Source organism: Brevibacterium sp. SMBL_HHYL_HB1 (genome assembly GCF_018208375.1).
GTDB classification, from domain to species: domain Bacteria; phylum Actinomycetota; class Actinomycetes; order Actinomycetales; family Brevibacteriaceae; genus Brevibacterium; species Brevibacterium intestinavium.
In genome coordinates this window covers 74,884-97,119 of record NZ_CP062936.1, presented here as the reverse complement: position 1 = coordinate 97,119, position 22,236 = coordinate 74,884, and the positions used below count along the sequence as shown (strand labels likewise).

Annotated in this window: 23 protein-coding genes; 10 read left to right on the top strand and 13 right to left on the bottom strand. The window is 67.4% G+C overall.

From position 1 onward, the window contains the following. Positions 1 to 51 precede the first annotated feature (51 nt). Positions 52 to 1,503, bottom strand: coding sequence for a cysteine--tRNA ligase (cysS, locus tag IG171_RS00455; RefSeq protein WP_212129011.1), 1,452 nt, complete (start codon positions 1,501 to 1,503; stop codon positions 52 to 54). A gap of 249 nt (positions 1,504 to 1,752) precedes the next feature. On the opposite strand from cysS, the gene IG171_RS00450 reads away from it, so the two are divergent. The 5 genes from IG171_RS00450 to IG171_RS00430 all read left to right on the top strand — a co-directional run bounded on the left by IG171_RS00450 (position 1,753) and on the right by IG171_RS00430 (position 7,178). Continuing rightward, a complete protein-coding gene (locus tag IG171_RS00450; RefSeq protein WP_212129009.1) occupies positions 1,753 to 3,327 on the top strand; it encodes a sodium-dependent transporter in 1,575 nt (524 codons plus the stop codon). A 2-nt stretch (positions 3,328 to 3,329) separates the two neighbouring features. Then, positions 3,330 to 3,434: a methionine/alanine import family NSS transporter small subunit gene (locus tag IG171_RS00445; RefSeq protein ID WP_212129007.1), complete on the top strand. Its 105-nt coding sequence runs from the start codon at positions 3,330 to 3,332 to the stop codon at positions 3,432 to 3,434. 423 nt (positions 3,435 to 3,857) lie between these two features. Next, positions 3,858 to 4,949, top strand: coding sequence for an S-(hydroxymethyl)mycothiol dehydrogenase (locus IG171_RS00440; RefSeq protein WP_212129005.1), 1,092 nt, complete (start codon positions 3,858 to 3,860; stop codon positions 4,947 to 4,949). Beyond that, positions 4,949 to 5,620, top strand: coding sequence for an MBL fold metallo-hydrolase (locus IG171_RS00435; protein WP_212129003.1), 672 nt, complete (start codon positions 4,949 to 4,951; stop codon positions 5,618 to 5,620). The genes IG171_RS00440 and IG171_RS00435 overlap by 1 nt, the downstream gene beginning before the upstream one ends. A gap of 139 nt (positions 5,621 to 5,759) precedes the next feature. Continuing rightward, positions 5,760 to 7,178, top strand: a complete 1,419-nt coding sequence (locus tag IG171_RS00430; protein WP_249203891.1) for an amino acid permease — start codon at positions 5,760 to 5,762, stop codon at positions 7,176 to 7,178. Positions 7,179 to 7,216: 38 nt separating this feature from the next. Here IG171_RS00430 and IG171_RS00425 read toward each other — a convergent pair whose 3' ends face one another. Genes IG171_RS00425 through IG171_RS00415 form a run of 3 tightly spaced genes read right to left on the bottom strand, consistent with a single transcriptional unit; the run spans position 7,217 to position 10,094 of the window. Next, a complete protein-coding gene (locus tag IG171_RS00425; RefSeq protein WP_212129001.1) occupies positions 7,217 to 8,152 on the bottom strand; it encodes a hypothetical protein in 936 nt (311 codons plus the stop codon). Then, positions 8,149 to 9,600, bottom strand: coding sequence for a 2-C-methyl-D-erythritol 2,4-cyclodiphosphate synthase (ispF, locus tag IG171_RS00420; protein ID WP_283091858.1), 1,452 nt, complete (start codon positions 9,598 to 9,600; stop codon positions 8,149 to 8,151). The genes IG171_RS00425 and ispF overlap by 4 nt, the downstream gene beginning before the upstream one ends. 11 nt (positions 9,601 to 9,611) lie before the next feature. After that, on the bottom strand, positions 9,612 to 10,094 hold the full coding sequence (locus IG171_RS00415) for a CarD family transcriptional regulator (RefSeq protein ID WP_212128999.1): 483 nt from the start codon (positions 10,092 to 10,094) through the stop codon (positions 9,612 to 9,614). Between the two features lie 297 nt (positions 10,095 to 10,391). Between IG171_RS00415 and IG171_RS00410 the strand changes: the two genes are divergently transcribed. Continuing rightward, positions 10,392 to 10,958 carry a hypothetical protein gene (locus IG171_RS00410; RefSeq protein ID WP_212128997.1) on the top strand — a complete coding sequence of 189 codons (567 nt, stop codon included), beginning with the start codon at positions 10,392 to 10,394 and terminating at the stop codon, positions 10,956 to 10,958. Positions 10,959 to 11,094: 136 nt separating this feature from the next. Here IG171_RS00410 and IG171_RS00405 read toward each other — a convergent pair whose 3' ends face one another. Beyond that, positions 11,095 to 11,778: a response regulator transcription factor gene (locus IG171_RS00405; protein WP_212128995.1), complete on the bottom strand. Its 684-nt coding sequence runs from the start codon at positions 11,776 to 11,778 to the stop codon at positions 11,095 to 11,097. After that, positions 11,775 to 13,226, bottom strand: coding sequence for an ATP-binding protein (locus IG171_RS00400; protein WP_249203888.1), 1,452 nt, complete (start codon positions 13,224 to 13,226; stop codon positions 11,775 to 11,777). The genes IG171_RS00405 and IG171_RS00400 overlap by 4 nt, the downstream gene beginning before the upstream one ends. A gap of 272 nt (positions 13,227 to 13,498) precedes the next feature. On the opposite strand from IG171_RS00400, the gene phoU reads away from it, so the two are divergent. Next, complete coding sequence (gene phoU / locus IG171_RS00395; protein WP_212128993.1) at positions 13,499 to 14,161, top strand: phosphate signaling complex protein PhoU; 663 nt, start codon at positions 13,499 to 13,501, stop codon at positions 14,159 to 14,161. Here phoU and IG171_RS00390 read toward each other — a convergent pair. Further along, positions 14,124 to 15,080 (bottom strand): EamA family transporter, encoded by a 957-nt coding sequence (locus IG171_RS00390; protein WP_212128991.1) that lies wholly within the window; start codon positions 15,078 to 15,080, stop codon positions 14,124 to 14,126. The genes phoU and IG171_RS00390 overlap by 38 nt on opposite strands. Before the next feature lie 71 nt (positions 15,081 to 15,151). Between IG171_RS00390 and IG171_RS00385 the strand changes: the two genes are divergently transcribed. Next, positions 15,152 to 16,066 carry a LysR family transcriptional regulator gene (locus tag IG171_RS00385; protein WP_212128989.1) on the top strand — a complete coding sequence of 305 codons (915 nt, stop codon included), beginning with the start codon at positions 15,152 to 15,154 and terminating at the stop codon, positions 16,064 to 16,066. A gap of 61 nt (positions 16,067 to 16,127) precedes the next feature. Here IG171_RS00385 and IG171_RS00380 read toward each other — a convergent pair whose 3' ends face one another. Beyond that, positions 16,128 to 16,871, bottom strand: coding sequence for a phosphoglyceromutase (locus IG171_RS00380; protein ID WP_212128987.1), 744 nt, complete (start codon positions 16,869 to 16,871; stop codon positions 16,128 to 16,130). A gap of 122 nt (positions 16,872 to 16,993) precedes the next feature. Between IG171_RS00380 and IG171_RS00375 the strand changes: the two genes are divergently transcribed. After that, positions 16,994 to 18,037, top strand: coding sequence for a bile acid:sodium symporter family protein (locus IG171_RS00375; RefSeq protein WP_212128985.1), 1,044 nt, complete (start codon positions 16,994 to 16,996; stop codon positions 18,035 to 18,037). Next, entirely contained in the window at positions 18,034 to 18,645 is a 612-nt protein-coding gene (locus IG171_RS00370) for a GNAT family N-acetyltransferase (protein ID WP_212128984.1), read from the top strand. The genes IG171_RS00375 and IG171_RS00370 overlap by 4 nt, the downstream gene beginning before the upstream one ends. A gap of 31 nt (positions 18,646 to 18,676) precedes the next feature. Here IG171_RS00370 and IG171_RS00365 read toward each other — a convergent pair whose 3' ends face one another. The 5 genes from IG171_RS00365 to IG171_RS00345 are packed head-to-tail and all read right to left on the bottom strand — an operon-like array spanning position 18,677 to position 22,149. Then, the gene (locus IG171_RS00365) at positions 18,677 to 19,057 is read right to left on the bottom strand and encodes a DUF1801 domain-containing protein (RefSeq protein WP_212128983.1); all 381 of its coding nucleotides are present in this window, start codon (positions 19,055 to 19,057) and stop codon (positions 18,677 to 18,679) included. Further along, positions 19,054 to 19,644, bottom strand: coding sequence for a YbjN domain-containing protein (locus tag IG171_RS00360; protein ID WP_212128982.1), 591 nt, complete (start codon positions 19,642 to 19,644; stop codon positions 19,054 to 19,056). Before IG171_RS00360 ends, IG171_RS00365 begins: the two co-directional genes overlap by 4 nt. 51 nt (positions 19,645 to 19,695) lie before the next feature. Then, complete coding sequence (locus IG171_RS00355) at positions 19,696 to 20,994, bottom strand: glycosyltransferase (RefSeq protein ID WP_249203887.1); 1,299 nt, start codon at positions 20,992 to 20,994, stop codon at positions 19,696 to 19,698. A 20-nt stretch (positions 20,995 to 21,014) separates the two neighbouring features. Then, entirely contained in the window at positions 21,015 to 21,824 is an 810-nt protein-coding gene (locus tag IG171_RS00350) for an alpha/beta hydrolase (protein WP_212128981.1), read from the bottom strand. Positions 21,825 to 21,837: 13 nt separating this feature from the next. Further along, positions 21,838 to 22,149, bottom strand: coding sequence for a DUF2516 family protein (locus IG171_RS00345; protein WP_212128980.1), 312 nt, complete (start codon positions 22,147 to 22,149; stop codon positions 21,838 to 21,840). Between the last annotated feature and the right edge of the window lie 87 nt (positions 22,150 to 22,236).

Below are 22,236 nucleotides of genomic sequence, written 5' to 3'. Positions count from 1 at the left end.
TGGGATGCGTTGGGGGTCGCAGGCTCGTGCCCGCGACCGACGTTCGAGTCCTCAGCCCTCGCCGAGGTGGTAGCGGTATCCGTCGGCCGTGTCCTCGATGACGACCCCGGCCGCGGCGAGCTCATCGCGGATGGAGTCGGCGGTGGCGAAGTCCTTGACCGCCTTCGCCTCGGCCCGCCGTTCGGCCATGGTGGCGATGAGGGCCTCGAGCGCCGACTCCGCCTTCGCGTCCGAGGCCGTGACCGCCCATGCTTCGGCGCTGGGATTGACCCCGAGGATGTCGAGCATGAGCTCCACCTCGGCGACGATCCTCGCCAGCTGCTGGGAATCGGTTCCCGAGTCGAGCAGCTTCGCACCCTCGGTGACGGAGGCGAAGACCACGGACAGTGCACGGGGCACGCCGAGGTCGTCGTCGAGTGCGGCGGCGAATTCGACGGGCACATCGAGGCTGCGACCGGCGTAGCCGTCGCGCACGTCCGGCAGTGCCGGGGCGTTGTCACCGAGTGACTGGCGAGCGCGCTGGAGGAAGTTCGTCAGCCTCTCCAGGGACGACTCGGACCGCTCCATCGCTTCGTCGGAGAAGTCGAGAGTCGACCGGTAGCCGGCTCCCGTGAGGAAGTAGCGCACGGCCAAGGGGCTGAAGCGGGCGAAGAGGTCCGAGGCGAACACCGAGTTGCCCAGTGACTTCGACATCTTGTCTCCGCCGACGTTGAGCAGGCCGGAGTGCATCCAGATGTTCGCGAAGGCATCACCGGCCGCCCGTGACTGGGCGAGCTCGTTCTCATGGTGGGGGAAGCGCAGGTCGAGTCCGCCGCCGTGGATGTCGAAGTTCGCGCCCAGGTACTTCGTCGACATGGCCGAGCATTCGATGTGCCAGCCCGGCCGTCCCCGACCCCACGGCGAGGGCCAGGAGGCGGTGATCGGCTCCTCGGGCTTGTGCGCCTTCCACAGCGCGAAGTCCCGGGCGTCCTTCTTGCCCCGCAGCTCGGCCCCCTCGGACAGCTCCATGTCCTCGAGGCGCTGGTTCGTCAGCTGACCGTAGTCGGCCCACGAGGCGGCGTCGAAGTAGACGTCGGCGCTGCCGTCGAGAGCGGGATAGGCGTGACCGGCCTCGATGAGGCGGGAGATGAGCTCGATCATCTCCGTGATGTGCCCGGTCGCGCGCGGCTCGCTGCTCGGCGGGAGCACGTCGAGGGCTTCATAGGCGGCGGTGAAGGCGCGTTCGTACTTGTAGGCGTGGGCGAACCACTCCCGGCCCTCCTCCACGGACTTCGTCAGGATCTTGTCGTCGATGTCGGTGACATTGCGGATCATCGTCACCCGATAGCCGCTGTAGAGCAGCCAGCGACGCAGGGTGTCGAAGACCGAGGCCGAGCGCAGATGACCGATGTGCGGCTGCCCCTGCACCGTGGCACCGCAGACGTAGATCCCCACCTGACCGTCATGGACGGGTCGCAGTTCTTCGGTCGTGCGGCTGGCGGTGTTGTAGAGCGAGATAGTCACGTCGCTCAGTCTACCGGGCCGGGCCGGAATCCCCGTTTCCGCGCATTCGATATCAGACTGTTATGCACCTCACGTGATGCACCGCACACTGCACAGAGGATTCACAGTAAAGTGGAAGCAAGCAATGAAGACCGAAGTGAGGGCCTTTGTCGCATTTCGGTCCTCACATCAGTCCGTGCCGCCTCGCGGTCGATTCGGCACGGGCGGAGCTCGGTCGCGAGAGATCGCGGCCGGTCAGGAAAGGACATCATGTCGATCAAGTCATCACCCCAGAGGGAGGTCTTCGTCTCCCGATCCGCGTTCATCTTCGCGGCCATCGGCTCGGCGGTCGGCCTCGGCAACATCTGGCGCTTCCCCTATGTCACATACGACAACGGAGGCGGCGCCTTCATCATCCCCTACCTCGTCGCACTGCTGTCGGCGGGCATCCCGCTGCTGTTCTTCTACTACGCGATGGGGCACCGGTCACGGGGTTCGGCCCCGCTGTCCTACCGGATGACCCACAAGGCGGCCGAGCCCATCGGCTGGTTCGCCACCGGCGTGGCGATCATCATCGGCATCTACTACGCCGCGATCGTCGGCTGGGCCGGTTCGTACATGTTCTTCTCGCTCGGGGAGGCCTGGGGAGACGATGCCGAAGGGTTCTTCTTCGGCGAGTACCTCAAGATGGGCGATCCGGGCATCTCCTTCGAGTTCGTGCCCGGCGTGCTCATCCCGCTCATCATCGTCTGGATCATCGTCCTCGGCGTCCTCCTCATGGGCGTGCAGAACGGCATCGCCGGTTTCTCGAAGATCTTCATTCCGCTGCTCATCGTCCTCTTCCTCGCCCTGGTCATCCGGGCGCTGTTCCTGCCCGGAGCCGCCGAGGGACTCAATGCGCTGTTCACCCCGGACTTCGCAGCACTGGGCGATCCCTCGGTGTGGATCGCGGCCTACGGGCAGATCTTCTTCTCCCTGTCGATCGCCTTCGGCATCATGATCACCTACGCGTCGTATCTGAAGAAGAAGACGAACCTCACCGGCGCCGGCCTCGTCGTCGGCTTCTCGAACTCCGCATTCGAGATCCTCGCCGGCATCGGCATCTTCGCGGCCCTGGGCTTCATGGCCACGGCGCAGGGGGTCGAGGTCGGCGATGTCGCAGCCGACGGCATCGGACTGGCCTTCGTCGGCTTCCCGACGCTGATCTCCGAGATGCCCGGCGGTCCGATCTTCGGCTTCGTCTTCTTCGCCTGCCTCGTGTTCGCGGGACTGACCTCGCTGATCTCGATCGTGCAGGTGCCGATTCAGGCCCTGCGCGACAAGTTCCGCCTGGGCAACCGCACCTCGACGATCGTCGTCGGCGGTGCCATGGCGATCGTCTCGCTGCTGCTCATGCCCACGATCACCGGCCTCTACGCCCTCGACACCATGGATGCCTGGGCGAACAACATCGGCATCGTCGGCTCGGCCGTGCTCTCGATCGTCGTCGTCGCCTGGCTACTGCGGAAGCTGCCGGTCCTCAGCCGTCACCTCAACGCGATCTCGAGCTTCAAGCTCGGCTGGATCTGGATGATCCTGATCTCGATCACCGGCGTGGTGCTGATCTACATGCTCATCACGCAGATCATGACCTTCCTCACCGAGGGGTACGAGGACTACCCGGCGCTGATCACCGGCACCTACGGTTGGGGCATGATCGGTCTGCTGGCCGTGGCCGCGATCATCCTCTCGATCATCAAATGGCCCAAGCAGACCATTGATGAGATGGAGTCGGCGATCACCGACTCCGTCGCCGAAGAGAACGCCTCCACTGCGAACCCGTCCACCGAGAACAAGGGAGCCTGACAATGGGTGCATCAGCAATCATCATGATGATCATCGCCATGGTCACCGTCTGGGGCGGACTGGCGGGTGCGATCCTGCACCTGCGCAACCACCCCGACGAGGAGTGACCGGAGAGCACCTGACCGCGCAGACGCCCCGATCCGGGGCGGCCTGCCGGCGGTGATCCGAAACGCGCGATCACACCTTCACCGAGGCGGCCCGATGCTCTGGCATCCGGCCGCCTCGGGCATTCATCGCAGTTCGCGGCCACCGCACTATCGCGCTGTGCCCGAGACCGATCGCGCTGTGCCCGAGACCGCTCCTGCCGCCTGACAGGGCGGGTGACGGAGGCCGCCGACGGCGATCCCGAGGCCGCTGACGGCGGTGCACGAGGCCGTTGACGCCGGTTCCCGGAGTGCGGACGTGCAACTGGTCGACAATGGGCTGCTTGGTTAGGGTGGGGACTGTGAGCGCCCCGCCCGGGGCGCACTCAGTCCACTTCGGGTGCCGGCGTCAGCGGGCACCCGTCGTCGCAGACAGAAGGAGACGCAATGCCACAGACTGTCAAGGGCGTCATCTCCCGCAGCAAGGGAGTACCAGTCGAACTCACCGACATCGTCATCCCCGATCCGGGGCCGGGAGAGGTCATCGTCGATGTGAAGTCGTGCGGCGTCTGCCACACCGACTTCCACTACCGTGAGGGCGGAGTCAGCGATGACTTCCCGTTCCTGCTCGGTCATGAATCCGCCGGCGTCGTCTCCGAGGTCGGCGAAGGCGTCACGAGCGTCGAGGTCGGCGACTTCGTCATCCTCAACTGGCGCGCCATCTGCGGTGACTGCCGTGCCTGCAAGCGCGGTGAGCCCTGGTACTGCTTCGACACCCACAATGCTTCGCAGAAGATGACCCTGACCGACGGCACCGAACTCGAACCGGCGCTGGGCATCGGCTCATTCGCCGAGAAGACCCTCGTCGCCGAGGGGCAGTGCACGAAGGTCCGCGAAGCCGATCCCGCTGTCGTCGGGCTGCTCGGCTGCGGTGTCATGGCCGGCATCGGTGCGGCCATCAATACCGGTGAGGTCACCCGCGGCAAGACCGTGGCCGTCATCGGCTGCGGCGGAGTCGGCTGTGCCTCGATCGCCGGTTCGGCTCTGGCCGGCGCCGGGACGATCATCGCCTTGGACATCGACGAGAAGAAGCTCGATTGGGCGAAGGACCTCGGAGCCACTGATGTCGTCAACACGAAGGGCATGAGCGAGGACGAGGTCGTGAGCGCGATCCAGGAGCGCACCGGCGGATTCGGAGCCGATGTGGTCGTCGACGCCGTCGGCCGCCCGGAGACCTGGCGGCAGGCCTTCTACGGTCGTGACCTCGCCGGCACCGTCGTGCTGGTGGGCGTGCCCACCCCGGAGATGGAGCTCACCGTTCCGTTGGCCGATGTGTTCGGTCGCGGCGGCAGGCTCAAGTCCTCCTGGTACGGCGACTGCCTGCCCGAGCGCGATTTCCCGATGCTCGTCGACCTCTATGAACAGGGCCGGCTGTCCTTGGACAAGTTCGTATCCGAACGCATCGGCATCGCCGATGTCGAGCCGGCATTCGACAAGATGAATGCCGGCCAGGTACTGAGATCGGTGGTGGAGTTCTGATGACTGCAATCGAACATCTCGTCACGTCCGGAACCTTCTCCCTCGACGGGGAGACCTTCGACGTGGACAACAACGTATGGATCATCGGCGATGACTCGCAGGTCATCGTCATCGACCCGGCCCACGACGTCGACGCCATCGCCGAGGCGGTCGGGTCCAGAGAGGTCAAGGCCATCCTGCTCACCCACGGTCATGACGACCATGTGGGTGTGGTCCGCGATTTCGCGCACCGGGTCGGCAATCCCCCCGTGTACCTCAACCCGGACGACTACGTCCTGTGGGACATGACCTATGACAGCTACCGGCCCGATGGTGAGATCTCCGACGGCGACACCTGGAATGTCGCCGGGATCCGGCTCAAGGCCCTGCACACTCCGGGCCACTCCCCCGGTTCGACGTGCTTCTTCGTCGAAACCGGTCTGCCGGCTCCCGTCTCCGCCGGAGCCGGCCGGGCCGTCGGTCCGGTGCTGTTCTCCGGTGACACGCTGTTCAGCGGCGGGCCCGGGGCCACCGGACGCTCGCACTCGAGCTTCGAGACGATCATCGAGTCGATCCGCGATGTCCTCTTCGAACTGCCCGAGGCGACCGTCGTGCTCACCGGGCACGGCGATTCGACCTCGATCGGAGCCGAACGTCCGGCGCTGGAGGACTGGATCAAGCGCGGGTACTGATCCCGCACCCTGCCGCCTGACGCATGCGAGGTTCGACGGAACGGCATGCCGGCAGATGAGACACGGACGCGGGTCGCGGCCGCTTCGCAGGCTGCGACCCGCTTCTGCGTGTTCGGCCGCCGACGGATAGACTCGACAGGTGCCTGAATCACATTCACAGCAGCCGGCCGATGCGGTGTCCGCCTCGGCGTCGGGCGCATCAGACCTCTCCGGCTCGTCCACCGGCCTCAAGGCGGGGATGAAGCCCCGCCATCTGGTGATGATGAGCCTCGGCTCGGCGATCGGTGCGGGACTGTTCGTCGGCTCCGGCGCCGGCGTGCAGGCGGCCGGGCCCGCCGTGCTCGTGTCCTATGTCGTCGCCGGCCTCATCGTCATCTTCGTCATGCGAGCGCTCGGCGAACTCGTCGCCGCCGACCCGAACCCGGGAGCCTTCTCCCACTACGCGGGCAAGGCCCTGGGTCCGGCCGCGGCCTTCGCCGTGGGTGCCCTGTGGTGGGTTCAGCTGTGCCTCGTCGTCGCTGCCGAGGCCACCGCCGCCGCCCAGATCGCGGCCGCCTACATTCCATCGGTCCCCCAGTGGGTCATCGCCCTGGCGATCATGCTCGTCTTCACCGCCATCAATCTGACCGCCTCGGGCAGCTTCGGTGAGTTCGAATTCTGGTTCTCGCTCATCAAGGTCGCCTTCGTCGGGCTCTTCCTCCTCCTCGGCCTCGCCTATCTCCTCGGCTGGACCCCGGCCGATCCGCCCGCGCAGATCTTCGCCGACGGCTTCATGCCCACCGGCGTCTCCGGCGTCGCCGCGGGCCTGCTCGTCGTCGCCTTCGCCTTCGGCGGCATCGAGATCGTCGCGGTGGCCGCGGCCGAGACCGCGAACCCCGAACGCAGCGTCAGCCAGGCGATCAAGACCATCGTGTGGCGCATCCTCTTCCTCTACGTCGGGTCCGTGGCCGTCATCGTCCTCGTCCTGCCGTGGACCGACGATCGGCTGGCGGAGTCGCCGTTCGTGGCCGTGATCGAGACCGCCGGTCTGCCCTTCGCCGCCTCGCTGATGGCAGCGGTCATCGTCATCGCCCTGCTGTCGTCGATGAATGCGAACATCTACGGCGCCTCCCGGATGGCGTTCTCGATGTCCCGGCGGTCCATGCTCCCCCGTGGACTCCGGACCACCAACCGTCGTGGTGTGCCGGTGCCGGCGGTGCTGGCGACCTCGGCGTTCGGCTTCGTGGCCGTCGGGCTCAACTACTTCTGGGCCGCCGAGGTCCTCGGCGTGCTGCTCAACATCGTCGGTTCGACGCTGATCGTCACGTGGGTCGCAACCCTCGTGTCTCAGATCGTCCTCCGCCGACGCGCCGAGGCGGCCGGATCCGCTCTGCCGCTGCGCATGTGGGGATATCCGTGGCTGTCCTATGCCACCCTGGCGGGCATCGCCGTGATCATCGGGCTGGGCCTGACCGTCGAGTCCGTGCGGTTCCAGATCGTGGGCACCCTGCTCTTCGTCGTCGCGCTCTATGTCGTCGGCCTCGTCGTCACCAGGCGCGATCGGACCGCCGCAGTCTGAGTCCGCCGCGGCCCGGCCCGGTCGTCTTCGACGCCGAGTCAGGCCCGGTCGAGCTCGGCGATCTGCGCATGAAGAGCCGGCGAGCTCTCCGCTGCCGCCCACCCGGCGAGCATGTCCCGGGTCTGTCCTCTGTGGCGGGCGAAGTGACGACCGGCGTAGGTCGTGACGTCGATCGGGACGATCCGCTCCAGCGACTCGAGCACGCAGCGAGCGATCAGCGCGGACGTGGGCACCGGCACGCCGAGGCGGGAGCGCACCGCCTCGGCGGCGGCCTGCGTGGGGCGGTGCAGATGCGATCGCAGCCCGGCCCAGTTCCCGCCCTGGATGCTCAGTTCGGCGACATAGGGGATGAACACCGTCGGCGGAAGCACCACGGCGCTCGTCGGTGCTGGGAGGGCGAGTCGTCCGAGTCCGCGGGCGAGTCGTCGCACCGCTGCCGCCCGGCCGGCGAGGAGGAACCGCGGGGCACCGATCGGGGCCCAATAGCGGACCTCACGCCCGCTCGGGGCCGCACCCGCCTCGGCGCGTTCGGACAGGAACAGCGGAGCGAAGACGACGACCTCGGCGGCGGGGAATTCGGTTCGGGCCCGGTCGAGGTCACCTTCGACCTGGCTGGTGATCGCAATGTGCCTCGGTGCGATCCGCCGAATCGCCGAGGCGACCTGCGGGTCGAGCTCGCCCGGTCGGGTGGAGAGGACCACGAGATCCCACGGCCCGGCAGCGCGGGCCCCGGCGAAGTCGGTGACGGCGACGCGTCGGGTCGATGCCACATCGGTCACGGTCCAGCCGTGGCTGCCGCCGTGGGTCTCCGATGGCGCCGGACCATCCGGATCGAGGTGTCCCACCCTCCGGGGAAAGGCCGCACGCGATCCGGACACGGGTGTGCGACCGGCGACGGCGACCTCGTGGACATCGGTGAACAGCGCGGCTGCGGCGACGCCGATGGCGCCGGCGCCCTGGAACAGGATCTTCACGTCGGAACCTGTCCGCTCCTTTCGGAGGCACCACGGCTCGGATACACCACGGCATTGGCGATGGCGGCCAGCCCCTCACCCCGCCCGGTCAGGCCGAGCCCGTCGGCGGTCGTGCCGGAGACGGACACGGCTGCGCCGGCCGCGGCGGACAGCGCCCTTCCGGCCTCGAGGCGTCGAGTGCCGATCTTCGGACGGTTCCCGATGACCTGGACGGCGACGTTCCCGATCTCGAAGCCGGATTCGCGCACGATCCGGGCCGCCTCGGCGAGCAGATGGGTCCCTGAGGCTCCGGCGAGTTCCGGACGGTCGACGCCGAAGTGCTGACCGAGGTCGCCGAGGTCGGCGGCCGAGAACAGCGCATCAGCGCAGGCGTGGGCGGCGACGTCCGAGTCCGAATGGCCGACGAGTCCGGTCTGCCCCGGCCACAGCAGGCCTGCGACCCAGAGCTGCCGCTCCGGGTCGGTGGAGAAGGCATGGACGTCGACCCCGACGCCGATGCGGGGGATGATCGCGTTCATCGCCGCGGTCCCACCGTGTGCCCGACATCGGGGGGCGACCGCTCCGGGTCCGACGCCGGGGCCGGTTCCTCCGGGTCCGACGTCGGGGCTCTCATCTCTGAGTCGGGCCAGCTGCTCGCCGAGGAGCAGGTCGAGCGGGTAGGTGATCTTGAAAGCCTCTTCGTCACCGGCGACGGCCACGACATCGCAGCCGAGCCGTTCGACCAGTCCCGCGTCATCGGTCGCTGCGGCGCCGTCAGACGTCGCGGGACCGCCGGTCGGATCGCCGCTCGCTCCGGTCGTTGCGGTTGTCTTCGACCGGTGCTGTTCGTGAGCGCGACGGAGGGTGTCGGCGCGAAAACCCTGCGGGGTCTGCACGCGCCGCAGCTGGGTCCGATCGCACGCCCCGCGCAGGATCTCAGTCTCGCCTGCCGCAGCGGCGGAAGGTCCTGCGCCTCCTCCCCCGGCGGTCTCAATCTCGTCGACCCCTCGCCCGCCTCCTGGCGTCTGGGCCGATTCCTTCGGCACCGCAGGACGGACGGTGTCGGTCATCGGCAGGACGGGCACGACCGCCTCGGCGCCGGAACGCACTGCTGTGAGCACACGGCGGAACACCTCGGGCGGGGTCAGGCAGCGTGCGGCGTCGTGGACGAGCACGAATTCGACATCCCCGACATATTTCAAGGCGATTTGCACTGATGAGGTGCGATCGCTTCCCCCGGCTACGGCTGTAATAGATATTCCGCTTTCCCCATTCTCGGTTATCGCGGAGATTTCCTCGCGGGCACGGACGAGAAACTCCTCGGGAGCGACCACCACGACTGCGGAAGCCACTCCCGAGGAGTTGATCGCCTCAAGACTGCGGGTCAACAGGCTGCGCCCGTTCACACGAACGAAAGCCTTCGGTTCATCGCCGCCCAGGCGAGTCCCCGACCCCGCAGCCGCGAGGATGACACAGGTGCTCAGGATGCGAGCACTTCGTCCAGCAGAGCCTCTGCCTCGGACTCTTCCTTCTTCTCAGCCAGGGCGAGTTCGGACACGAGGATCTGACGCGCCTTCGAGAGCATGCGCTTCTCTCCGGTCGACAGGCCGCGGTCCTGCTCGCGGCGCCAGAGGTCACGGACGACCTCGGCGACCTTGATCACGTCGCCGGACTGCAGCTTCTCAAGATTGGCCTTGTAGCGGCGGGACCAGTTGGCAGGCTCTTCGACGAATTCCGCGCGGAGGACGGTGAAGACCTTCTCCACGCCTTCCTCACCGACGACATCTCGCACACCGACGAGGTCGCAGTTCTCGGCCGGGACCTCGATCACTAGATCACCATGGGCGACCTGGAGCTTGAGATACAGTTTCTCCTCACCTTTGATGGATCGCTTCTTGATTTCTTGGATTGTCGCTGCACCGTGATGTGGATAGACAACAGTGTCGCCGACCTGGAAACTCATATTCTCTTCAAACCCCTTTCGCGGAATCCCAGTTTACCATGAGGCTCGCCACAGAAATCGCCCGGAGCAATGAATCTTCATGCTAGGCTCCGCCCCTCAACCCGCACCGGGCACCCCCTGCGACCTCCTCGCCAGCGAGAACATCGTCATCGGGTGAGTTGTCTCAACGTCGAATCCGGCGGGTCGCCCCAACCGCGCACCGTCTCGACTTCGCCCACGGGAGGGATCTGGTTCTACAGCAGGTCAAAAACGGGGTAGTATACAGACTGATCTTGTATTGCCACTTCAAGGAGCACAATGAAACGGCACAACCGCGCGGCTCTCGCCGTTGCCGCACTCGCTCTCGTCGTTCCCGTCAGCGGATGTGCAAGCCTGCTGTCTCCCCACCAGACAGCCGAGTACCACTACAACGGCGGCGATGGAGCTTGGGGCACTGTCGGTGACGTCGAGGTCCGTGGGCTCATGCTCATCACGGACGAGACCGGCGAAGGACCGGCTCAGCTGTTCTTCACCCTGATCAACAAGGGCGATTCGACGGCAAAGGTCTCCGTCGATGTCGCCGGCACCTCGGTGACCGAATCGGTCAAGGCCGGAGAGACCTTCGTCCAGGACCCTGAGAGCCCTGCGACCACGACCGAGGATGTCGTCACCGTCGACCAGCTCGATGCCGAGCCCGGCGACCTCGTCGAGGTCACGGTCGGCGTCGGCGGCGAGGAGAAGATCATCGAGGCCCAGCTGCTCACGGACTCCCTGCCCTACTACGAGCAGTACGTGCCCTCCAAGTCGCCGTCGAACGTCCCCAGCGAGGACGCGACCTCCACCGACGAGGCCGCCACCGAGGGGACCGCCGCGGCCAACGGCTGATCCTGGACTCCAGCACACCCGGTGCACGGAAGGAGCCGCTCACATCGTGTGAGCGGCTCCTTCCGCATTCAGCACCGTTCCCGGGCCGGCCGGACTCCGAGTCGACCCTCGGCCGGGCCTTCGAATCAGTCTCGGATCAGGCCTCGAACTTGTAGCCGAGACCGCGCACCGTGGTGAGCAGTCGCGGCTGCGAGGGATTGACCTCGACCTTCGCCCGCAGACGTTTGACATGGACGTCGAGGGTCTTCGTATCGCCGACATAGTCCTCGCCCCAGATGCGGTCGATGAGCTGTCCGCGGGTCATCACTCGTCCGGAGTTGCGCACGAGGATCTCGAGCAGCTCGAACTCCTTGAGCGGCATGGACAGCTCCTCACCGCGGACGGACACGACATGGCGTTCGACGTCGATGCGCACTCCCCCGGCCTCGAGCACGGACTCGTCGTCGATTTCCTCGGTCTCGACATTGCGACGCAGCACCGCACGCACACGCGCCAGAAGCTCACGCGAGGAGTAGGGCTTCGTCACATAGTCATCGGCGCCGAGTTCGAGTCCCACGACCTTGTCGATCTCCGAGTCCTTGGCCGTGAGCATGATGATCGGCACATTCGACTTCGCACGCAGCTCACGGCACACCTCGGTGCCGGAGACCCCGGGCAGCATGAGGTCGAGCAGGACGAGATCGGCGCCGCTGCGGTCGAATTCCGCCAGAGCCTTCAGTCCGTCATCGGCGACCGTCACCTCGTACCCTTCCTTACCGAGCAGGTACGACAGCGGGTCCGAGAACGAGTCCTCGTCCTCGACAAGCAGAATACGAGTCACGTTGTGAGCTTCCTTTGTTCGCTTCCATCGGTCAGATCCTGGGGTGAGCCGCCCGGCCTCCGGGACGAGCCCTCATCGCCGGCACGGGCGGCATCTCTCGCGGCGCGGTCATCGCCTCTGCCGACGTCGCCGTCATCTTCATTATCGTCGCCCGAGGGCGTGCTGTCGTCCGCCTCGCCGGTTCCGTCGCCCTCGCCGGGCGCATCCGCCTCACCGGGCCCGTCGGGGGCCCCTGCCCTGCCCGTCGAGGCGGTGCCGGCGATTTCGGCCGAGTGCTCGATGAGGACGCCCTGCGGGGCGGCATCGCTGGCCTCCTGGTCGGACGAGGTTCCGGCCAGCGGCAGCACGATGGTGAACGTCGAGCCCTTGCCCAGCTGGCTCCACACCCGCACCTCTCCGCCGTGGGTGGCGATGATGTGCTTGACGATGCTCAGGCCCAGGCCCGTTCCTCCGGTGATCCGCGACCGGGCCGGATCGACGCGGTAGAAGCGTTCGAAGACCCGCTCGGTGTCCTGCGCGGACATGCCGATGCCCTGATCGGCCACGGAGATCTCGACGCGTTCGTCGACGAGTTCGACTCCGACCCCGACGCGAGTGCCGTCGGGTGAGTAGTTGATGGCGTTGTCGATGAGATTGCGGACGGCGTTGACGAGCAGTTCGTAGTTGCCCTCGATGAGCAGATCCGCCGGTGGCGAGATCTCGATGTGGATGTTCTTGCCCTCGGCCCCTGTCCGGGCGCGGTCGGCGGCGTCGTCGACCACCTCGGCGGCGGAGATCTTCTCCGTGGTCGCCGGCGCCGCATGGTCCTGGACGCGGGAGAGGTCGATGATCTCCTGGACCAGCTGGGTCAGGCGCTTCGACTCCCGCTGCATGCGTCCGCCGAAGCGCTCGACCGCGGCCGGGTCGTCGGCGAAGTCCGTGACCGCCTCGGCGAGAAGGGCCATCGCGCCGATCGGGGTCTTGAGTTCGTGGGAGACATTGGCCACGAAGTCACGACGGACGGCGTCGACGCGCACCGATTCGGTCTGGTCGTCGCAGAGGACGAGCACGAAGGAGGTGCCCAGGGGAGCGACACGGGCGTGGAGGTAGCGCAGCACCGATTCGGAGTTCTCCCGCGTCTGCTCGAGGTCGATCTCCTCGATGAGGCCGCGGGCCCGGACTCGGCCGACGACGCGCAGCATCTCGGCAGAGGCGAGCGAATGGCCTCTGACCAGGCCGAAGGTATAGGCGGCTGGGGAGGCTTTGACGACATCGTCGCCGGCGTCGATGACGATCGCGGCCGAGGGCAGGACGGCGAGCACCTCGGCGATGCCTTCGGGCAGGTCGTCTTCGGAGTGCAGATCGGCAGCATCACGGGAGCGTTCGCTGAATCGGAACGCCAGAATGCCCGCTATGCCCAGTCCCAGGCCGACGACGCCGGTCAGGACCGCCACTACCAAGAGATCCACGACCACAAGCTTAGGCGCACTCGGGCGTCTCGGTGCACCGAGTTCACCTTCGCTGACCCCATTTGCCGAGGAATTCACCTTCCCGACAATCGACGTTCACCCGCGCCTGCGACGCTGAGATCTGTGTGCCTGCGCTCCCCGCTCCGCACCCACCGGCCGCTCACGGCCGTGGGCGGCTGACGATCGGATGCGCACACCCAGCGACGTCACGATGCCGCCGACGTCCCGATGCGAACCGCCCCCGCACGCCTGAGAGTTAGGAACCGCCGTCAATGCGCGAAGTCTTCAGAAACGAACTGGACGATCTGGCCACCCAGCTGGTCGGCATGTCCACCAAGGCCCTCGACGCGATTCGCCTGGCGAATCAGGCTCTGCACAGCAACGACCTCGAGCTGGCCGAGCAGGTCATCGAGGCCGACGTCGTCATCGACAACATGCAGTTCACCCTCGATCAGCAGGCCGCGGAGATGCTCGCGCTGCAGGCGCCCGTCGCCGCCGATCTGCGTGCCATCATCGGGTCCCTGCGGATGTCGACCTCACTCGAGCGCATGGGCGACCTCGCCCGCCACATCGCCCAGCAGGTGCGCATCCGCTATCCGGAATCGGCGATCCCCGAGACCTTCGAATCGACGTTCGCCCGCATGGGTGAATCCGGCGAGAAGATCGCCGAGGCCACGCAGAGCCTGCTGTCGAACCCCGGTCTGTCCGCGGTGCCCACGATCAATGCGATCGACGAGGAGCTCGATGAGCTGCATCTGAGCGTCTTCGCCAAACTCGCCGAGGTGCCCGCCGGCAGCCTCGCTCCCCGACACATCGCCGACGTCACCCTGCTCTCACGCTACTACGAGCGCTTCGGCGACCACGCGGTGTCGGTGTCTCAGAAGGTCGAGTACCTGCTCACCGGCAGTTGGGAGCCGGATCTGTCGAAGAAGTGACCGACTCGTCGATGACGGCCCTGTCGGCTCTGCGGCCACGGCCGGGCAGGCTGCGGGCAAGAGTGGTCATCACCCCGGTCGTCACGGCCACACCGAGGACGAGCAGCGTCCCGCCGATGATCTCTGCGCCGGTGGGCCGCTCGCCGAGGAACACCCATGCCGACAGCACCCCGACGACGGGCACGAGCAGGGAGAACGGAGCGACCTGGGCGGCCGGGAAGCGGGCCAGCAGCGAATTCCAGATGACGTAGCCCACGAGCGAGGCCAGACCGGCGGTGTAGACGACCGAGGCGGCAACACCCCACGTCGGGTGCATGAGCGCCTCGGCCACCTCGGCGGGCCCGTCGATGAGCGTCGACAGCGCCACCAGAGGGATCGGGGCCACGGCCGCCGACCACACGGTCATCTGGACGCCGTTGATGCCCTCGCCCACGCCGCGGGCGATGACGTTGCCGACCGCCCACGACAGGGCTGCGGCGAGCGCGATGAGGAAGGCCGCGACCGGCACCGCCGCCTGCAGGCTCAGCCCGATGACGGCGAGTCCGGACACTCCGATGACGATGCCCAGCACCTGCCGGCGGCGCGGAACCTCGCGGAGGGCGAGGGCGGCGACGATGACGGTGAAGGCAGCCTGGATCTGGATGACGATCGAGGCCAGCCCGGCCGGCAGCCCGAGGGACATGGCTGTGTAGAGCAGCGCGAACTGTCCGGCGGTCATGAACACCCCGATGAGCAGGATACGACCGAAGCTGCCGCGGGGGAAGCGAACGAAGACGATGGCGGGGATGACGACGAAGGTGAAGCGTGCAGCGGCGAGCAGCATCGGCGGCCAATCGCGCAGACCGATGTCGATGAAGACGAAGTTGACGCCCCAGAGAACGACGACGAGCAGGGCGAGCATGATGTGAACCGGGCGCATGGTCCCAGGATCTCAGCTCGATGATCAAAATTCCATTGAAAGTCATTCTAAGATTTCGTTAGGATTATTTGATGATCGACACTGTCGCCCTGCGCACCCTCGTCGCACTCGACTCCTTCGGCTCGGTGACCGCGACGGCGGACTCCCTCGGGTACACGCCGGCGGCGGTGAGCCACCAGCTGCAGAAGCTCTCGCGCCAACTCGGATCGCCGGTGACCGAGCGCACCGGCCGCGGGATCGCGCTGACGCCGATGGGCCGCGAGCTGAGCAGGCGCGGCGCCTCGGTCCTCCAAGACCTCGAAAGCCTCGAGTCGGAGGCCCGGGCCAGCTCGGGACAGCCGCGCGGGCGCATCACCGTCGGCGGGTTCTCCACCGGCATCCGCGGCCTCCTCGTGCCGTCTCTGCCGCCGCTGCGGGCCGCCGCCCCCGAGCTGACGGTGACGAACATCGAAGAGGAGCCCGAAGAGCTCATCGAAATGGTCACCGCCGGCAGGATCGATGCCTCGCTGATCTTCGACTGGAACAACTCGTCGCTGTCGCTGCCGCCGACGCTCGCCTCCGCGCTCATCACCGTCGACCGGGCCGACATCATCATGCACCGCGATCACCATCTGGCCACCCGCGCCGAGGTGGGACGGCCCGACCTCGTCAGTCAGGTGTTCGTCTCGGCCCCGCGCAACGCCGTGTGCCATCGCTGGCTGACCGCCCTGTTCGAGGACCTGCACAGTCAGCCGCGCATCGAGTACTGGGCACTGGAGTACGACACCCAGGTCGAATTCGTCCGCGCTATGGGGGCGCTCGCCCTCGTCCCCCGACTGGGGCGCCCGCATCTGCCCAGCGACGTCACGGTCGTGCCCCTGGACGATCCCGCGATCGCGCGCACGATCCACCTCGTGTGGCGCCAGTCGATGTCCTCGTCGCCGGCGATCGTCCGGCTGCTCGAGCAGATGCAGGCGATCGCCGGCGCCGACGAGACGGCGGCGTAGCCGCACGCCGGCTCCTGGTCCCGAACCGCCGCCGGCCCCACCGCTGAACGGCCGCCAGCGGTCAGCGGCCCTGGTTGGCGACCTGCCCGATCGCGGCCTCGGCGGCTGCGGGGTCGAGGTAGGTGCCGCCGGGCCTGACCGGGGTGAAGTCCTCGGTCAGTTCGTAATGCAGGGGGATGCCGGTCGGGATGTTCAGGCCCGTGATGTCGGCATCGGAGATTCCGTCGAGGTGCTTGACCAACGCGCGCAGCGAATTGCCGTGGGCGGCCACGAGCACGGTCTTTCCGGCGGAGAGTTCGGGGACCAGGACGTCGTACCAGTAGGGCAGGAGGCGGTCGATGACATCGGCCAGGCACTCGGTGCGCGGCAGCGAATCACCGAGGTTGGCGTAGCGGGCCTCACCCGCCTGCGAGAACTCGGAGCTGTCGGCCAGGGCCGGAGGCGGGGTGTCGAAGGACCGGCGCCAGATCATGAACTGCTCTTCGCCGAACTCCTCCCGGATCTCCTTCTTGTTCTTCCCCTGCAGGGCGCCGTAGTGGCGTTCGTTGAGGCGCCAGCTGCGATGGACGTCGAGCCAGGACAGATCGACGGCCTCCAGCGCGATGTTCGCGGTGAGGATCGCACGCTTGAGCCGGGAGGTGTAGACGACGTCGGGGATGAGCTCCTTCTCGCGCAGGAGTTCGCCGGCACGTGCGCCTTCGGCGCGGCCTTTGTCGGTCAGGGTCACGTCGACCCATCCGGTGAACAGATTCTTCTGGTTCCATTCGCTCTCGCCGTGGCGCAGCAGGATGAGGTTATACGTCATGGCTCCATTTTCGCACGACCCGGTGCGGAAGCGACCCGCGACCGTAACTCTCACTATTCGACATGCTGTCTCGAATGGCAATACACACTCGATCGGTGGTGCGGAACGAGTAGCCTATGTCCATGCCTGACGCACCAGCCCACCGGTCCTCCGGAAACACCACCGCGGCGCCGACCGCCGACCGCAGTTCGATCATCGCCGTCACGGCCCTGCCGGTCCTCGTCGTCATCGCCGGCGTGCTCGGGTTCCTCCTGCCCGATGCCTTCAACCCGCTGGCACCGTCGATCACCTGGTCGCTGGGCGTCGTCATGTTCTTCATGGGGCTGACGCTGACGCTGCCGGACTTCACCCGCATCGCCAAGCGCCCCTGGATCGCCGTCCTCGGCGTCGTCACCCAGTTCGTGGCGATGCCGCTGCTCGGCCTCCTCGTCGTCACGGTCTACGGACTGCCGGCGGAGATCGCCGTCGGCGTCATCCTCGTCGGCTGCGCCCCCGGCGGCACGGCCTCGAACGTGGTCACCTATCTGGCCAAGGGCGATACGGCACTGTCCGTGTCGGTCACGACCCTGTCGACTCTGCTCGCCCCGATACTGACCCCGCTGCTGACCCTGTGGCTGGCCGGTTCGTACATGGATGTGCCGTTCTGGTCGATGTTCGTCACGATCTGCCAGACCGTGCTCGGGCCCGTCATCGTCGGCGTCATCATCCGCGTCGTCGCCTCGAACCTCGTCGACCGGATCTCCCCGGTGCTGCCGTGGCTGGCCTCGATCGCCATCGCCTATATCGTCGCCATCGTCGTGGCCGGTTCGGCCGAGTCGATCGCCACGGCCGGTGTGCTCGTGCTGCTGGCAATCGTCACGCACAATGTGCTCGGGCTGGGCGTCGGCTATGGTGTGGCCGCAGCCTGCCGGCTCGACACGCCGACGCGTCGGGCGCTGTCCTTCGAGGTCGGCCTCCAGAACTCCGGGCTCGCCTCGACCCTGGCGACCACGTACTTCTCGCCGCTGGCGGCCCTGCCCGGAGCGGTCTTCAGTGTGTGGCACAACGTCTCCGGCGCCCTTCTGGCGTCGGTCTTCGCCCGCCGCCCCTACGGCAAGCCGCCGGTCGACGGGTCCCTCGGCGAGTCCGAGCCTGCGGCTGCCGTGAGTGAGAACCTCGGCCGATGAGCGATGAGGCGCAGGCGGGCGCGGCGGCGACGGGAGGCAGTCGAGACGAAGCATCCCCGGCCGGTCCGACCCCGGCCGGAAAGGCCCCGGTCGGACCGGCCAGAGGGTTCGACGGGTTCGCTCCCGAGACCCTGGAGACGGCGGGGCGGAGATTCGTCGTCCGGCGGGCCACCGAGTCGGATGTGCCCGCTCTCGTCGAGCTGCTGCGCGATGATGTGCTCGGCACCGCCCGCGAGGGCAGCGACGGCGCCGATGATGCGGCCGCCTATGGACGCGCCTTCGCCCTCATCGCGGCCGATCCCAATCAGCTGCTCGTCGCCGTTGAGGAGGGCGCGAGCGTTGTCGGCACCCTACAGCTGAGCCTCATTCCCAGCCTGTCCCGTCGGGGCACTCTGCGGCTGCAGATCGAGGCGGTGCGGATCGGTGCCGCCGCGCAGGGGCTCGGCCTCGGCACGGCGGTCTTCGAGTGGGCGCATGACTGCGGTCGCCGCTTCGGCGCGGGCCTCGCCCAGCTGACCACCGACAGGTCACGCACCGATGCGCAGCGCTTCTACTCTCGCCTCGGATACGAGGCCAGCCACGAAGGGCTCAAGCTGCCGCTGAAGTGAGTCGGCCCCTGCCGCCCGAGCGGGCTCGGCCTCACATCCATTTGACCCCGTCGACCTCGAATTCGCGGATCCGGTGGGCGATCATCTCGGTCAGCAGCTCGGTCGGAATGTCGCGGTCGTAGGGCAGCTTGATCGTTCCCTTCCCGGTCTCGAAATCGCCCAGCCGGTGGGCGAACGCGTCCTTCGTGCTCGGGGTGAAGGCGAAGTTCGCGTGCTTCGAGTAACCGGCGAACATGAAGAGGATCGCGCCGAGGGAATACGCGGGATTGCCCCATTTGAGGCTCTCAGCGGCAGTCGGCGCCTCGGCCCGGCAGAGCTCGCGCAGCCGGGTGAGGAAGTCCCGGCGGCGTCGGTCGGAGAACGACGCGATGTATTCGTCGACGTTCTCCGGTCGGGCCCCGTCCTCCGTCATCGCTGCCCTGATTCGCCGCCGGCCCGGGCTCGGGACTCTGACTCGGACGCGGACTCGGCTTCCGCCTCGGGTCCGGCGGCGAGGAATTCGTTGTCCTCACCGCTGAGCACCTGTTCGAAGGCCGCGAGGTTGCGCGTCGACTCCCCGCGGCTGACCCGCCAGGCCCATTCCTTCTTCATCCCGGTGAGGAATCCGATGAGGAGGAGTTCGTTGAACGAGGAGTCGGCAGCGTCGAGCATCGCCCCGAGCAGCGCATCGAGTTCGTCGAGGAGATGCTCCCGGGGCACGCTCGTGCGCAGGTAGACATCGCCGAGGCTGTCGATCGCGAAGGTCACAGGGCCGGGTTTGAGATTCTTCTGCAGCAGCCACCGGTTGAATTCGGCCGAGTTCTCGTCGGGGTGGCGGATGACGAAGGCCTGCAGGTGTGCGGTGCGAGCGAAGACGCTGATGGCGACGTTCGTCTTGAGCTTCTTCTCACCCGGCAGTGTGACAACGATCTCGGAGGCGGCGACCGAGTCGACGGCGACGTCGTTCTCCTCCGCCCAGGCGCGCACGCCGTCGAGGATCTCCTCGGTGTCGGTGCTCATCTGATCAAGCTCCTTCGTTCGACTTCCGTGCTCAGCGTCGACTCTAGTCGGTCAGAACACCCCGAGGGCCTCGCAGCATCCCGCCGGCACGGCGGCGGGCAGGGCGTCGAGGACGGCGGCGACGGTGCGGCCCCAGTCGAAGCGGTCGGCGCGTTCGACGCCGTGGGCTCCCAGCTCGGCACGGAAGTGCTCATCGCTCAGCAGGGTTTCGATCGCCGTCGCCCAGTGGTGGGGGTTGTGGTCGGCGATGAGCAGTCCCGAGTGGCCGTGTTCGACGATTTCGGGCAGTCCTCCCACCGCCGAGGCGATCGCGGGCAGTCCGGAGGCGGCCGCCTCGGCGGCGACGAGCCCGAAGGATTCGCTGCGCGAGGGAACGATGAGCACATCAGCGGCCCGATAGTAATCGACGAGGACGTGGGCGGGAACGGGCGGGCGGACCTCGACGCTGGGCTCGGCGGAGATGGCGGTGGTCAGCTGCCGCAGATAGGACGAGGAGCCGCTGCCGGGCAGCGGGGACGCCGACCGGGCGGTGCCTCCCGCGTCGACGCCGGAGACCGCGCCGAGGAGGATCCCGCGGGTCCGAGAGGCCAGGTGCGGATTGCGCCTGCGCAGATCGGCCAGGGAGTCGACGGCGACGTCGGTTCCTTTGATGAACTGCATCCGACCGACGTAGAGGACGATGGCCTCGTCATCGGGCAGGCCGAGCCGCTGCCTGGCCGCCGACTTCGCGGCGGGCCGGTAGAGGCAGTGGTCGACGCCGGGGCGGGCGATGACGATGGAGTCCTGATCGGCTCGCAGCTCGCTGATCAGATCCCGTCGTTCGGCGGGGGTGGCGGCCACGAGCAGGTCGGCCTCGGCCGCGATCCGCTCCTCGGCCTGCAGCCGTTGGGGACGTTCGTGACTGGTCTCCGAATCGCGGTTCTTCACCGCACCGATCGTGTGCATGCTCACGGCGAGGGGAGGACGGACGGATTCCCCGGCGATGTCATGGGCGCGCAGACCCGCCTCGGCGGAGATCCAATAGTGGGCCCAGACGAATTCGGCGGCACGGAAGCCCGGATGGTCGATGAGCAGCCGGGCGAGTTCGTCGATGGCGTCGGCGAGTTCGTCCTTCGTCCTGGCGTCGACCGGCAGGTGGTGCAGCGTGATCGATTCGGAGATCTGCAGCCGCTGACCGGTGCCGCCGGTGCCGTCGATCCCGCCGGGGTCGGCGGTGAACACATCGACCCGGTGCCCGGCGGCGGCGAGCGCACGCACGGACTGGTCGACGTAGACGTTCATTCCCCCGGCATCGCCCTGGCCGGGCTGAGCGGCGGGCGAGGTGTGGAGGGACAGGACGGAGATGCGCACGGGGACAGTCTAGCCAACCATCAGCCGAAGAATTCGCCCAGGATCCCACGCACTTCCTGACGTCCGCGCCACAGGATCGATCCGGCGGGGAGCACTTCGAGGTCAGAGCCGGGGATGGCCGCGTGGATCGCCTCGGCGACTTCGACCGGATGTGCGGGATCGTCCTCGTGCGTGAGGACGAGGACCTCACCGGCGAAGTCACGCAGATTCTCGGCGGCGACCGAAGTGTCGTCGACGGCGATCTCGAGGGCGAGGCCGAGCCCGTCGGACATGTCCGTGCGCACGAGGTTCTCCGCTTTCGACCTCGTCCAGGACCGCGCAGGCGGCATCTGGGCGACCTCGGCGGGTTCGCGCGAGAGCATGAGGTCGACGATTCCGTCGATGTCCTCGGCGGCGACCAGGCTCCGCAGTCTTTCGAGGTGGGAGCGGTTGGCCTCGGCCACCTCGGCGGAGAAGCCGGTGAAGGAGGCCGGGAGCACGAGCGCGATCCTGTCGAGGTCGGCGGTCACGGGGTGTGCGGTGCTGAGCAGGTGGAGCAGCCCGCCGGCCGACATCGACACACCGAGGGCGCGGCTGGCCGAGGTGGCTCTCAGGGCCTCGACGAGGACCTCGGCGATCTGCGGGTAGTTCCATCCGGGTCCGGGTGAGGGACGCCCGCCGTGTCCGGGCAGGTGGAGGAAATGGCGGGTGCCGGTGATTCCGGTGCCGAACGGGCGGGTGTCGCGGATAGCGCCGGCGAAGCCGTGGCCGAACAGGGTGTGCGGGTCGCCGGATCCGAACGTGGCGATGTAGCCGGACTCGGGGCCCGGCAGGTTGAGGTCGGTGCTCATGCGGTGTGCGGCCTCAGCGCTTGCGGTAGCGCGGATCGACGGCTCGGATCTTCGGGCGCACGTCGGTGAGGTAGACGATGCCGGCGACGAGGGCGATGATGTTGAGGAAGATCATGCGCATGCCCATCGGCGGCAGTGCGAGAAGGGCGAGTGCGAGTCCGATGCCGAGGAGGATGACCCAGAACTTCTTGCTCTGCTTGTCCACGGCACGGTAGTTCTCGTCCTTGAAGCGGAGGCAGTCGATGAAGGCCCAGAGCTGGACGATGAATGCGGCCACCGTCAGGGCAAGAAAGACGAGACGCTGAAAGCCCGCGATGTATTCCATTCTCTCACCCTAGCAATGACTGCCGCCCCAAGCAGTCCCGGGAGACGGATCCTGGGCAATTGCCCACGCCCGGCTCATGACATTCTC